The sequence below is a fragment of the Flavobacterium sp. ZE23DGlu08 genome (assembly GCF_030505335.1).
Classification (GTDB): domain Bacteria; phylum Bacteroidota; class Bacteroidia; order Flavobacteriales; family Flavobacteriaceae; genus Flavobacterium; species Flavobacterium algoritolerans.
Genome location: NZ_CP130045.1, coordinates 1,048,673 through 1,064,328 on the forward strand (window position 1 = coordinate 1,048,673; position 15,656 = coordinate 1,064,328).

General features: G+C 33.8%; 6 protein-coding genes. 5 read left to right on the forward strand and 1 reads right to left on the reverse strand.

All coding sequences use genetic code 11. The features are described from left to right. Positions 1-42 precede the first annotated feature (42 nt). The 3 genes from Q1W72_RS04645 (at position 43) to Q1W72_RS04655 (ending at position 3,947) form a co-directional block, all read left to right on the forward strand. Positions 43-1,422, forward strand: a complete 1,380-nt coding sequence (locus Q1W72_RS04645; RefSeq protein ID WP_302137484.1) for an alkaline phosphatase family protein — start codon at positions 43-45, stop codon at positions 1,420-1,422. Positions 1,423-2,654: 1,232 nt separating this feature from the next. Continuing rightward, a complete protein-coding gene (locus Q1W72_RS04650; RefSeq protein ID WP_121341144.1) occupies positions 2,655-3,215 on the forward strand; it encodes a DUF6642 family protein in 561 nt (186 codons plus the stop codon). A 102-nt stretch (positions 3,216-3,317) separates the two neighbouring features. Next, complete coding sequence (locus Q1W72_RS04655) at positions 3,318-3,947, forward strand: MCP four helix bundle domain-containing protein (RefSeq protein WP_302137485.1); 630 nt, start codon at positions 3,318-3,320, stop codon at positions 3,945-3,947. A gap of 62 nt (positions 3,948-4,009) precedes the next feature. On the opposite strand, the gene Q1W72_RS04660 is transcribed toward Q1W72_RS04655, so the two are convergent. Beyond that, a complete protein-coding gene (locus Q1W72_RS04660; RefSeq protein ID WP_302137486.1) occupies positions 4,010-4,615 on the reverse strand; it encodes a TonB-dependent receptor plug domain-containing protein in 606 nt (201 codons plus the stop codon). Positions 4,616-5,233: 618 nt separating this feature from the next. Between Q1W72_RS04660 and Q1W72_RS04665 the strand changes: the two genes are divergently transcribed. Together Q1W72_RS04665 and Q1W72_RS04670 are read left to right on the forward strand one after the other, a co-directional pair. Then, positions 5,234-9,244 carry a GEVED domain-containing protein gene (locus Q1W72_RS04665; protein WP_302137487.1) on the forward strand — a complete coding sequence of 1,337 codons (4,011 nt, stop codon included), beginning with the start codon at positions 5,234-5,236 and terminating at the stop codon, positions 9,242-9,244. 395 nt (positions 9,245-9,639) lie between these two features. After that, on the forward strand, positions 9,640-15,306 hold the full coding sequence (locus Q1W72_RS04670) for a LamG-like jellyroll fold domain-containing protein (protein ID WP_302137488.1): 5,667 nt from the start codon (positions 9,640-9,642) through the stop codon (positions 15,304-15,306). The last annotated feature ends 350 nt before the right edge of the window (positions 15,307-15,656 follow it).

Below are 15,656 nucleotides of genomic sequence, written 5' to 3' on the forward strand. Positions count from 1 at the left end.
TTCTTTGATGGCCTAAGACCGGATTATATAACTCCTGAATTAATGCCGAATTTATATTTATTCAGTAAAAAAGGAAGCTATGGTAAACAACATCACAGTATTTTTCCAACTGTAACCAGGGTAAATGCATCCTCATTATCTACAGGATGTTATCCAGGAAGTCATGGACTAATGGGAAACACGGTCTATTTTCCTCAAATAAAAGAGACAGCTGGTCTAAACACAGGTGATGCCGAGGAATTAAATAAAATCGCTGAAGCCACAGACAATCATTTATTGACTGCAGTTTCGCTAGGAGAGGTTTTAGAACAAAATGGTTCAAGATTATTCGTTTTTAGTTCAGGATCAACTGGACAAGCTTTAATGCAAAATCATAAAGTCAGTGGAGGAGCAATCATTAATACCACAATGATTCTTCCAGAGTCTATGAAAACTAAAATACTTGGTGAAATTGGCGCAGTTCCAGCCGGACTTGGAAAGCATAGATGGTTGACGGATGCAGTAATAAAATATGGTTTGACATTAGATGGTCCATTAGTAAGTACACTATGGTATGGTGACCCAGATGGAGCTGCTCATAAAAATGGAATAGGATCACCTGAAGCAGTTGAGTCTATAAAATATGTTGATGAACAGTTCGGAAGGATAATTAAATCACTGCAATTAAAGGGACTTGATAAAAATTTTAACATCGTTATTTCTTCTGATCATGGTTTTGTGACTCATGTTGGAAAACAAGGACTTGCAGATTTTTTAATTAGCAAAGGATTTAAAAAAGACAAGGAATCGACTGATGTAGTTGTAGCAGAAGGGGCCATATATGTGAAGAATCATGATTCACAGATTATAAAAAATATTGTTGCTGCATTGCAAGGACAGGACTGGGTAGGCGGAATTTACACAAAAAACCAAGATAATACAAATATCAAAGGTTCTGTTGAAGGTACCTTGTCATTTGAAACAATACGTTGGGATCATCCAGGACGATCAGGAGATATACTAGTTGATATGAACTGGAATGATAATAAAAATGGAGCTGGGTATGCAGGCACGAGTTTTGCAAGAGGTGTTGCAGGTCACGGTGGTTTTAGTCCGTATGAAATTCATATTGCATTACTAGCTTCTGGTCCAAGTTTCAAGAAAAAATTTAATGGTAACTTACCCACATCTAATATAGATATAATTCCTACTGTTTTACACCTCCATAATTTGACCATTCCCCAGCAAATGGATGGTCGGGTGATGTACGAATTGCTTAAAGGAAAAGCTCCAAAGGGCACCCCGAATAAGGCCAAATTAGAACTACTAAAAACAGAAGTAAATTTACCTTGGGGAGTTTACAAACTAGAATTAGAAAGATCTGTTTTAGGAAAATATAACTATCCAAATTATACAAAAGTAGTTCGGGACGGAAAAAAATAATAGCCACTACGATACAAAAGTAAAGATGGTGTCCTGGATTTAAGGACACCATCTTTTTTTTTCAAGTAAACAGCTTTAAAAAATAGGTGATATTTGTTTCGGATATCTCAAATTAAGTTTCTTACCGATGATCAAGGATTCAACTTGTAAATATTTCAAGTCACTGCAATGTCAGATTCCTTTTCCACTTGCTAAGTCGTTAGGCATTTTACTCCAGTATCTTCTTACGATTTTTAACTATCTAGTGATTTGACAGCAAATCTTTCCAATAATACCTCACATGTCTTTTGGGTAAATAAACAGCTTTATATTTTCTTCATAATTAGATTATAAATATTAATTAATTTTCATTAATTTAGCTTCAAATTTTAATATTAACCGTGCACGAATCCGTACACGATTACTTAATTTTCAAGTCCTGTAACAGCACATAAATAGGAATTTATTTGGTAAAAAATAAAATTCATAACCCTGAGGTCCCGAGTTCAAATCTCGGTCTCGCTACCAAAGCAAAAACCCTAACATCAATATGTTAGGGTTTTTTTATGCTTAAAATTTGAAATATTCTTCAGACCTCAACCCTAGGAGTGACGAAAAGGAGTGACGCTTATGTTCCTAAAACAGAAATTTTCAATGCCCCTTCTTCAATTACAGTTAAAATAGCTGGGTCAATATAATACCTTTCGAGTATCTCATAAGTTGAATGTGATGACAAAATACCCGTGTCTTTGTTCATTACTGCATTCACCCAAGATAAATAAGTCCTCCTTAAATTCTTAAAACTTACTTTTTATTAATATTTGCCATATTTTTATAATTAGTAAAGCCTTCAGACAAGTCGTTCATTATAATGTTTATCAATACCTCCCTCTCTGGAAAAAGTATAAAATCATTCGTTTGTTTTTTATCATTAAGGCACATCGTTTTTGGTTAAAATTAATTATCTTAAAAAATGCTACTTCAATTATAAAGAAACAATTGAACAGAGTGTAGTAAATTATTATGGAAAGGTAAAAAGCCAAACAATTTATTGTTAAATACTAACAACGAATTTTATTCTGAAGTAATTTTGCAAAATGAAATCAAGAAATTAGGTGCGCAAAGATTCATCAGCTTAGTAACAAGAATTAATCTAGCTGCCGTTTGTTTGTTTTTCAAGAGCATTGCCTCTTACGAATCATTATATCAATAAAATATTTGTTTGCATTATATCATCTACATAAACTAAATTCATGGATTCAGATACATTTATTTTCTGCCTCGAAGCCGTTCCCGATATAGAAACTGACACCGTTACTGAAGTAGTCAAAAACCTGGAGCAATTAGCCTTTGAACAAGGCATTACAAGTATTTATAAAACCTGTGATACTATTGAAGGACTAGAAGAAAGCTTAAATACATTGCTTTATGACGACCATAATTTTACCAATTATGAAATAATCTACTTAGTGATGCAAGGTGAAGGAAACAATATTTGCCTCAATGAATATTACTACAGTTTAGAAGAAATAGCCGAGCTTTTTGAAGGAAAAATGAAAGGAAAAATTTTACATTTTGCCAATGCAAAAGTATTGGACTTGAGCCAGGAAGAAGCACAATATTTTTTAGATATTACAGGAGCACGTGCTGTTTCCGGTTATGGGGCAAAATTCAATGCATTAACCAGCAGTAATCTTGACAAAGCTTTCTTTAGTTTATTTGAAGAACTAGATGATGTTGTTGAAATTGTAGAAGAATTATATCAAAAACATTATGCGCTGTGCAAACTACTTGATTTCAGGTTGTATTATTAAAATGAATCGTTTCTAAAATATATACTTTCCTATACTATCTACTGTAGTTAAAACAAATTCAATACAATAGCTTATATTGCAATACTTATAAATTCTGTCGCGATGAAAGATTTAAAAAAATACAGTAATAAAACAAAAGCCGCTTTTGTTTTACTGATTGTTATGTTTATCATCTTATTGAGTAATTTCAATACACTTCAAAACTCTAAAAAAACGAATGAGGATATCAATACGATCTATAATGACCGATTAGTTGTGGCTCGTTATATTTTTCAGTATGCAAATGAGCTTTATTTCATAAAAGCTAACGCAGTAGAAGCAAAACTAAATGATACTCAAAAAAAGAAACAAATCACGGCCGCTTTAAAAAACATTCAAAACATAGATAAATTATACCTGAAAACTGTTTTAACTCCCAAAGAAAAAACATCTTTAGTTGCATTTCTGGCTTCTTGTTCTGCGATTAATAAAGAGGCTCAAAATAAAAACTGGAATCAAGTAAATTACTCCAGTAATCAAGCTTTACAAACACTGGAACTGTTGTCGCAAATTCAAAGTAAAGAGGGTAAGTCTAAATTGACACACTCAAATACCTTGCACAACGACAATAATCTTCTTGGTCAACTTCAAATTGCTTTATTGGTTATTTTAGGCGGAATCACCTTATATTTATTGATGGCCAAGAAAAATAAGATAAATATCAAAATACCCGAACCACAAAGCATGAATTAACTATTGGCAAAAGTATTTTGATGCTAATCTAAAAACTATAAGATGAGAAGTATCATCCAGTCCTACTTCATCTTTATTACTATGACACCATTAGCACCTTGAGCTCCATAAATAGAAGCCGCAGCATCTTTTAATACACTTACACTTTTTACATTATTAGGAGAGATATAGTCTATACTTGATACAATAACGCCATCAACTACAAATAATGGATCTTCAATATTCCGAATGGAACTCACTCCTCTAATCGTAATTCTATTATCCCTTGTTACAGTAACTCCAGCTAAACGCCCTCTTATAAGGTCATATATAGTATTATAAATACTTGAATTTTTATCGTTTTGAGCATCTAAACTTTGTGCTGTATTAACTTTGTACTGTTTATCCACATCAGAATATCCGATAGAAATCTTATCTCCATTTTTAGCTCGATCTTTTATCGATTTTTGCGATTCCAAAAACATGAAATTCATTACATTTTCATTATTGAATTTAGAGGACAACAAACCATATTTATATGAGTACACGTTAATAACAGTAACTTTTTCAGGAAGTAAAACTTCAAAACCCCCTTTACTATTCGTAGTAACATTTGAATAAATGGAATCTAAATATATCCTGGCATTTGCCACTGGTTTATTCTTGTAATCCATAACCTTTCCGGTCAACTTATTTTGTGCATGACCAAAACCAACAAATACTAAGAATACAACTACCAATGTCCTGGAAATTTTCATAATGTCATAATTTATAAATTTTATTAAATATACTAAAAAAGTAATCTCAAAAATTTTTTTTCTAAAATAACTATTTAAATGAGTCGGTAAGTAATCATTAAATAACAGATTAAAACAATAAAGAATAAAAACTCAACTTATTTACTTTTGTTAAAATAATAAAACACACCAATAAAAAACAACTAATTCATTCTCAATAATCAGAGAATTTATTTTTCAGAAGGATAGAATATAATTTTATTTACAGCCATTTTAACTTATCACAAATCTATCAACAATAAATTAAATCTAAATTAAAGAAGACTATGTAACTATTTGTTAAGATTATCCTGAATAAAAAACTAAAAAAATGCATAATAATCTATTATAAAAAAGAAATTTTAATAATATAAATACCGCTTATATTCATTTTCATGATATTTTCATAATCGGTAAATGAAACAGAAAATCCGATAAACTACAGAAAATTATAACATTTCACCAACAAAATGTTGTTTCATAAAAAACAAACTAGTAGTTTTATTCCCTAAATATATTACTAGAAAATTTATGTCCCAAAATTACTTTTCAAGAAACACCGATTCTCTTAAATTTACAACAAATTCTCATCCTCTTTCCTTCCTTACTAATACAAAAGAAAAACAGCATAAAACCAAAACTTTATTTACTTTTTTAAGTCTGTTCCTTGTGCTATTCTTGGAAGGAAATTTGTCTGCACAAACCACTCTTTTTAGTTCAGGTTTTGAGACAACAGATACTGCATTTACATCAAGCATAACTACAGGTACAATTACACAACCATTTACAGGAAATGCATACACGGGTACAAAATCTGGGCAGATTACAAGTCCTTCAGGAGATACATATAGCGGTTCCATTATAACTCCAACTATAAATTTTGTTAACGGGAGATGGTATACAATTACTGTATGGGCTAATGTTATCCAATGGCAAGGAATATTGAGAATTGTTAAATCAACAAGTAATACAAATACATCAATGACAAGTGCTACTGGGGGAGACCAATTGCTTTGGCCAATTTCAAACAATGTTACCTCTGGCACATATAATCAGTATTCTGTTACTTTTCAAGCTACAGCTACAGAAACTAAATATATTGGCTTTTATATGAGTACAACATCTTCTGGTAATAATAAATTTGGAAAAATGAACATCGATGACATTAGTATTATTGAGAACACTACCCTCCCTATAACTTATTGCGCCCCCTCTGTAAGTAGCGGTCTCGAAACAACCAAATATATTTCAAAAATAAGCTTTATTGGCACGCTGAATGATGTAACAAATCAATCAACCTTCTCATCCATTACTCCAGGTTATCAAGATTTTACTAATCTATCCAACAAAGCTATACAAGCCCAAGGTGAGGGAATCAATGTGTTTTTTCAAAGTCCTAACTCTCAAAATATTGTTGCCTGGGTAGACTGGAACAAAGACGGAGACTTCTATGATACAGGAGAAAAAGTATATTCTTGTGATGCTTCCGGCTCAACTATTTATACTGCCTCTACAACTTTTGGGTTCGTTATCCCACAAACAACTGCTTCTGGTGATTATAGAATTAGAATAAGATGCGTTGCATACAATTCAACACTAACTGTCACTCCTTGTGGCAACATCAATACTAACGGGGAAACAGAAGATTATTTATTTACTGTAATTCCAAGTTGTTCCGCAACAATTACAAGTATAACAAATGGATTTAATTGCGGGACAGGGTCAGTTACATTAGGCGCAACAGCAACTACTGGTAGTACACAATACCGTTGGTATGATGCCCAAACAGGAGGAACATTAGTAGAAACTACAGCGTCAACCACATGGTCAACGCCTACTATTGCTGCCACAACAACTTATTATGTAACGGCATTTAATGGGAGTTGCGAATCTTTATTCAGAACCCCAGTCGTCGCAACTATAAAACCGGTACCAGCTTTAACTTTTGCAAATGCCAACCCTGAAGTTTGCGGCGAAAATAGCATTATATCACTACAAGCAACCGGAAGTAGTGAACAAGTTTACCTAATTGACGAAAATTTTGAAAGCGGTTCTTTAGGATCATTTTCAAACAACAATATTATATCAAACAGCGCATCTATTAACAATAGCTCAGCTTGGCAAATTAAATCCAGTACATTTGTTCCTGGGTATCCACCTTTTTATGTTTGGTTTCCTGCAATATCCTCTGGCTTTGGAACAAATAAGTTTGCAATGGCTGCTTCGGATGTTGGAGGTTCTCCAATACACAATGAACTACGTTCTACAACTATCAATGCTAGCAACTTTTTAAATTTAACACTTTCTTTACGAATTTATTTCTCAAGATACACCCCAGACAACACAAGCACAGCTTCTGAATATGTTGGCTTAGAAATTTCAGATGATAATGGTGCTTCTTGGGCTGCCATTAATCCTAATTACACTACCGACTTAGGAATCGGAACACGTTTTGACACCAAAACATATGTCTTAAACAGTTATGCTGGAAAATCAAATTTAAGAGTTAGGATTATATATTATGCTAATGGATGGTTTGATGGAGTAGCGATTGATGATATCAAATTATTTGGTGACAGACCATTATCCCCTTCATTCGAGTGGACAAGTGCTCTTCCTATCGATGCTTATACTAATGCCGCTTGTACTTTGCCTTATACTACCGGCACACCAGCATCAATTGTTTATGTAAAACCAACATTAGCACAACTGGAACAAAGTACCTATTCATTTACTGCAAAAGCAAATTTAGCAAATGGCTGTTCTACAAGTGCAATCATAAACGTAACTAACAAATCTAAAGTTTGGCAAAACTTAACCACCGACTGGAATAATGCAAACAACTGGAAACCAGTTGGAATTCCTACGGCAGATAATTGTGTTATTATTCCAAGTACGTCAATCATCCCAATTATTCCTAATCCTGGCGCTTTAGCAAAAAATTTAACAGTTAAATCAACCGGTAACCTAGAACTCTCAATTGGCAGTAATCTTACCGTTACGGATTTTGTAAAAGTGGAAACTAACGGCATTTTCAACATAAAAAACAAAGCCAGCTTGATTCAAAAAAATGAAACTAATACCAATACGGGAACCATTAACGTAGAAAAAACAACTTCACCTTTTGAAAAATATGATTATACCTATTGGTCAACACCGGTAACTTCTACAACTATCAGCACAACATTTCCTACATGGAGAACCGATTATGCTTTTGAATTTAAACCATCAAATTTTCTTGATGAATATGATTCTGAAACGGGTGCTAAAACACCTGACGGTTTTGATGATGATGAAAATGATTGGTTATATGCAGCCACAATGACTAGCGGTAAAGGATATATAATTATGGGACCAACTACAGGAACTTTTCCAAAAAGCGAATCTGTAGTTTTCAATGGAGTTGTGAATAATGGCGTTGTAAACACAAAAATTTTTAATACCCCTGGTACACCTACAGATGACGACTGGAATTTGGTAGGAAATCCGTATCCTTCAGCTATTTCTGCCGATGCTTTTATAAATGCCAATTCAAATAGTATTGATGCGACCTTATATTTTTGGACGCACAAGCAAGATATTTCCATAAGTAATCCAGGACCTGATTTATTAAATTTTTCATCAGATGATTATGCAATGTATAATTTGTCTGGAGGAATAGGAACATCGGGAAGTTTCATAGGTACTACAGAACAGTTAAATAAGCCATCAGGCAACATTGCATCTTGCCAAAGTTTTTTTGTAGAATCTAAAGTAGACAATGTTGATTTAATTTTTAACAACACAATGAGGTTAGGAACAACCAACACACAATTTTACAAAACATTACCAATCAATATCAAAGACGAGGAAAGAGACCGCTTATGGTTGAATATGGAAAACAGCGATGGGATATTTAGTCAACAATTGATTGGGTATTTTACAAATACGACAAATGACTATGACAATGGTTATGATGGATTGTTAAATGACGGAGGGAATTATGTTAATTTTTATTCGTTCATCAATGAAGACTCATATAAAATACAAGGACGAGAAACTTTCAATAATAATGATCAAGTCCGTTTGGGTTATTTTAGTGCTGTTGCTGGCAGTTTTAATATCAATATCGACTCCAAAGAAGGTGTTTTTAAGGATTCAAAAACAAATATCTATTTAGAAGATAAAGAACTGAACATAATTCATGATTTAAAAAAAGCACCTTATGTATTCAATACAGAAATAGGGGAATTCAAGGATCGTTTCTCCTTACGCTATACGGATAAAACTCTTGGTGTAAAAGATGTAATTTATGAGAATAGTATTCAAGTAGTCTTTACTCGTTCTAATAATGTTTTGAATATTACAAATGGATCAAATGAGAATACAGTAGTTAACGTGTCACTTTTCAACATTCAAGGAAAATTAATGTCTAAATGGGATGTTTCTGAAAAGGAGCAAACCAGCATTAAAATCCCAATTCAAAACAAAACATCAGGAGTTTATATTGTAAAATTAAAAACTACTAAAGGAAATATCAATAAAAAAATTATTATCAAATAATTTAAAATAATCCAACTTAAAAAAAGACTTCCCACAAACGGGAAGTCTTTTTTTTTATACTAAAATCAGTAAAAATAAATTTAACTAAAATTATAAATATGGAATTAAGAAATGTTCTTATTCAGGATTGAATTTTTTGGAAAAGTAAATACTATTCAAAAAACAAACCTATTTTTCCTTCATAATATTTTCATGAAATTTTTATAAAAAAATAACAATTAAATACTAATAAACTTACAATATTTAAATAAATACGTATTTTATCGGTTTTATTTGTCCTTAAGCTGACTAATCGCAATAATAAATTTAAATTTACGGAAACAATAAAAAAACTATCAAATACATTTCTACAAAAGATAAAAAACTGAACCATAATTAAATACAGTAATTAAAATATGAAAAAAATTACTTTAGCGAATAAAAAATTAGTTTTTACCATTAGCCTTTTTTTTATAACATTCTTTGGAATTTCACAAACTACGCAAACCTATAGCACTTCAGGCACTTTTACTGTTCCTGCAGGAGTGACCTCGCTACAAGTCGAAGCTTGGGGAGGGGGCGGAAAAGGTGGTAAAAAAACTAGTGGTAATAGCGCCTATGGTGGCGGTGGTGGCGGTGCTTATGCAAAAAAATTAATAACTGTTACACCAGGAACAACTTATACAGTTTCAGTTGGTATAGGAAGCATTACTCAAACCACTACTGCTGCTAGTGATTCATGGTTTGATAACAATACATTAATTCTAGCCAAAGGGGGTAATAGTGTATTAGATAATTCCACTTCAGGAGCTTCTGGTGGTTTATCTTCAAGCTGTATTGGAGATGTTCGCTTTAGCGGTGGTAATGGTGCAAATGGCGCAACTAACGGTGGTGGTGGTGGATCTTCTGCTGGAACTGCTTTAAATGGAACAGCAGCTACAAATTCAAACGGAGCAATTGCACCAAGTGGCGGTGGAAATGGTTCTTCTGGTTCTTCTGGTTCAGCTACTATTAGTGGTTCTTCTCCTGGAGGAGGTGGAGGAGGTGGTAAAAACACTGACGATGGAGCTTTTGGCGGAGCTGGTAAAATAAACATCACATGGACATGCCCAGTTTATAGCATAAGCACAACAACTGTTGCAACACCAATATGCTCAACCAACAGCGCAACAGTATTCGTTACTTCGTCAGCTACAGATTTACCAGTAGGAACTTATATTGTAACTTATAATTTATCTACTCCCAATACCGCAACAGGAAATACCTCAACTATGACAGTAACAAGTGCTGGAAACGGAAGTTTTACCACAAGCACATTAGCAAATTCCGGATCAACTACAATAACAATTACAAATCTGGCAAGTGGCGGAACTTCTCCAAATAATTGTAGTTCTTCAATCAGCATCAATAATTCAACAAACGTAACTGTAAATGCAACTCCAACAATTACGAGTACGGCTCCTGGTTCTAGAATTGGTTCTGGAACAGTTGTGTTGGGAGCTACAGCCTCTGCGGGAACAATTTCTTGGTTTGCATCATCAACTGGTGGAAGCGCCTTAGCTACAGGGACAAGTTTTACGACTCCCACTATTTCAACAACTACAACGTATTATGTTGAAACCACTAATGCTTCTTGTACTTCTTCAAGAACTGCGGTAACAGCTACCGTAAATACGCCAGAAATAAACATGCTTGGAAATGCGATTTCTATCATTGATGGTGATACCACGCCAAGTACCACCGATTGGACAAATTTTGGCTCAATGGAAACCAGTACGGGAATCATCACAAAAACGTTCACGATTCAAAATACTGGAAATGCACCATTAACTATAGGAGCGATAACTATTTCTGGCACTAACGCTGTCGATTTCATAGTTGCCACTAGCCCTAGTGCATCAATTGCTACGGGAGGCAGCTCTACATTTTCTGTTAGCTTTAATCCTAGCACCTTAGGTGTAAAAAACGCTTCAATTTCAATTGTAAACAATGACTCCAATGAAAATCCTTATGATTTTTCCATTCAGGGAACAGGAATCCAAACCTTTTTTGATAGCGATGGAGACGGAGTTTATGACAACTTTGACATTGATGATGATAACGACGGTATCTTAGATGCCACTGAGGAATTAAATTGTAACAACGCAAATGGCCGTAAAGTAGATTATAAATTTTTAAATGAAACCTTTGGAACAGGAGGAAAAACGTCCAGTTTTACTGCTGCCTATAATGCAACAACAACCTATTGTTATGAAGACGGAATTGTAGGTACTAATACAACCGAATGTCCTAGTCAATCAACTTGGATACTAGACGATGGTGAATACACGGTAGTCTCTAAAATAACAGGAACAGTTGCTAGCGATCCTGAAAATATTCATGGGGATTTAGCATGGTATAATGGCGAAGATCATACAACTGGGGATACTAATGGCAGGATGGCCGTTTTTAATGCCAGTTTTACTCCCGGCACATTTTATGAAACTACCATTACTGGAATCCTTTCAAATCTACCCATAACCTATAGTTTCTGGGTATTAAATATTATGGCACCCTCTACTTTCCCCGGTTCAATTTTACCAAATGTGACAGTAGAGTTTTATGATTTATCAAACAATCTTCTTACGACTTTCAACACGGGTGATATTGGCAGATGTTCTGGAAGCACCACTGATAATACATGCACTCAAGGAGTTTGGAAACAATTCACCACAAGTGTCAACTTAGGAAATGTAAATGCGTTTACCATTCGTTTTAAGAATAATGCTCCTGGTGGTGGTGGTAATGACCTTGCATTGGATGATATCCTAATTTCACAAACTTTATGCGATTTAGACAATGATGGTGTTGCTGATATGTTTGATTTAGATGCCGATAATGATGGTATTGAAGACGTTATTGAAGCTGGTTTAGGAAGTTTGAGTAATGCCAAAGGAAAAATTGATGTAAGTTGGGTCGATACTAACGGAAATGGGCTTCATGACAGTGGTGAATCAGTAGCAGCATTACCAGCATTAGATTCTGATGGTGATGGTGTTCCGAATTATATTGATTTAGATAGCGATAATGACAGTCTTTTTGATGTTGATGAGTCTGGAGCCGGAAATACAAATGCAGTTTCAGGATATCAAAATGGCGATGGGGATATCAATGGCGATGGTGTTGGTGATGGACCGGAATCAGAAACATTTAGAAGTAAAGACATCAATGGAGACGGAATAACGGAAGGTTTTGGAGACGGAATATTAGATCTTTATGATTATGGTATCGGAGCAACATTTAATACTCAATATGGAAATTCAGGACAAGGAATTGCAACTGCAAATCCTGCCACAACTTATTTAAAAGACACAGATGCAGATGGAATCCCTGATTATTTAGATCTCATGTCCAATGGAAGTACATTTGATATTGCTAACACATTATTAATCTATGATTACAAAACTTTAGACACTAATAATAATGGAATTATTGACGGTACAACGGACATTGATAAAGACGGAATACTAGACATTTTTGATACTAATACGGCTTCTTTTGGTTCACCAAGAGACATCCGCACAAAATTATTTCTAGATTTTGACGGACGAAATGATTATGGTCAAAGTACAGCAATTCTTGGTGGTTTAGCCAATGCATCACTCATGGCATGGATTAATTTAAACCCTGCATTTTCATCGGAAGGAGTAATAGTGGGACAAAATAATTTCCAACTACGAATTACTGCCAGCAAGAAATTAGAAGCTGTTGTTAATGGAACATCAGTTCTTTTTAACACCACTTTAAATGTATCACAGTGGTACAATGTTGGCGTAATCTATGATGGATCAAATATTAAACTCTATTTAAATGGTGCTTTGGTGACAAGTCAAGCTAAAACAGGAAGTATTCCAGCTGATGCATCACTCTTTACTTTAGGAAAAGATCCTAGCAGTAATACAAAATATTTTAAAGGAAAAATAGATGAAGTAAGAGTATTTAATTTGGCTTTGACCGAATCTCAATTACAAAGAATGGTCTACCAAGAAATTCAAGATGTTAGTTCACAAATTAGAGGTATGATAGTTCCAAAAAACGTAGCCTCCTCTCCTATTTCTTTGCCTTTTACTAATTTGCTTCGTTATTACAGAATGGATAATTACAAGGATGATATCATTGATGACCTAACAACTCCTGCAATTGATATCATTGGAACAAAAATATACAACCATAAAAACATTCATGTTCAGCAAGCCCCAATGCCATTTTTAACGGAACGAAATGGAAGTTTTGCAACAGCGGTAAACAGCCCTACAAAAGAAATAAGAGGTGAAGATATCATGGAACAAGACTGGTCGATTGTTCATGTAAAACACGACATAACAGAAACGGCTAACAATATTGATTTAGGAATGCTGGTAGATGCAGGGAAAAATATCATAATGAACAATGATACCAAAATACAAAATGATTGGTACTTAAAATTAGATGGAAAAATTGATCTAGTTGGGATGTCACAATTGGTGCAAACTGTAGAAAGTGATTTAGACGTTACAAGCTCTGGACATATCGAAAGAGATCAAAAAGGGCAATCTAATATATACAATTATAATTATTGGAGCTCTCCGGTAAGTCCAATAAATACGACAACAAATAACACTAACTATACCGTTTCAGGCAGCTTGAAAGACGGAACAAATCCTCTGGCACCAATAGCAATAAACTGGATTGGTGGCTATGACGGAGCTCCTACATTTCCTGTAAGCTTAGCCAGATATTGGCTTTATAAATTTGATGATTATACCAATGCTTATGCTAATTGGGTACAAATAACTGAAAATGATCCGATACGAGTAGGGCAAGGATTCACTTTAAAAGGAAGTGGTGGTGCATTAGGAACTCAAAACTATACTTTCATTGGAAAACCAAATAATGGATCAATAACAACAAATACTGTAGGTGATGATCAACTGTTATTAACCGGTAACCCTTATCCATCGGCACTGGATGCCGAAGCTTTCATAACAGCCAATATAAATTCAAATCCCTCCACAGATGGAACATTATATTTTTGGGAACATTATGACAGCAACAACACCCATACTTTACGTGATTACCAAGGAGGTTATGCCGTTAGAAATTTAACAGGAGGATTAGCCCCATCAGCGGCTGGTGTTGATTTTATCAGCCAGTCAGGAACTCCGTCAAGAGGTATTCCTAACCGCTATATTCCGGTTGGGCAAGGCTTTTTTGTAAATGGAAAAATTGGTTCTGGAGGAACGGTTATTTTCAACAATAGTCAAAGGGGTTTTCATAAAGAAAATGACGCTTTGAACTCAAATGTGATGTACAAAACTACATCCAGTAAAGAGAAAGCCTGGAATAACAATGATAATGATGTAGTAATAAATGATACTTATAAAAAAATTCGATTGGGATTCAATTCCCATAATGACCATCACAGACAGGTATTGTTAGGATTTATGGATGAAAAAGCGACCAGTGAAATGGATCACGGTTATGACGGTTTAAATATCGATGACTTTCCAAATGATATGTATTTTTTGAATGGGGAAAATCAACTGGTAATTCAAGGTGAAGGATTTTTTGACCTAGATGCTTCCTACCCTATCGGTGTAAAAACAGATGCTGCAGGGAAAGTAAAATTCATGATTGATGCTTTAGAAAACTTTGATGCAAACCAGCCTATTTTTCTATACGATGATGAGACTAAAATATACCATAATATCCGAAATGAAGCTTTTGAAATCAACCTTGCAAATGGCGAGCACCATTCTCGTTTTTCATTACGATTCAAAGACAAAACATTAGGTCTTAATGATGGAACTAGTATTGATGATGAAATAAAAATAGCCCATTCACAAAGTAAAAATACCATAATAATCAGTAATAAAGCAATAGACACAACTGTTGAAGAAGTGACTTTATTCAATATTATTGGACAATCAATCACCACTTGGAAAATTGAAAATCAAGGGCAGTATGACATACAGCTTCCAATCAAAAAAATAAGCTCAGGAGTGTATATTGTAAAACTAAAAACTTCCAAAGGAACGCTTAACAAAAAAATAATTATCAAATAATTTCTAGTTTAATAAACTTCAAAAAGAGAAAACTGTCTGCAAAGGCAGTTTTTTTTATATCTAAATCAATCCTGAAATAAGAAAAAAAGTAAACCTCGGAAATTATTTTTTTAAAACAAGTAGTTTATCGGGAGATAAAATCCTTTTATCGAAAAAAGGATTCTTTTCGACAAAAGACCATTATAAATACTTAATTTTAAGATTATTAAGTATCGGAAACCAAAAAAAACAATATATCTAATCCGAATAAAATCATAGCTGTTGTCATTTTTGAATATCAATTCTAAAATAAAACATAAAGAATAACAACAGCTTGATTCATTTTTTCATTGCAAATAATACCACTACAA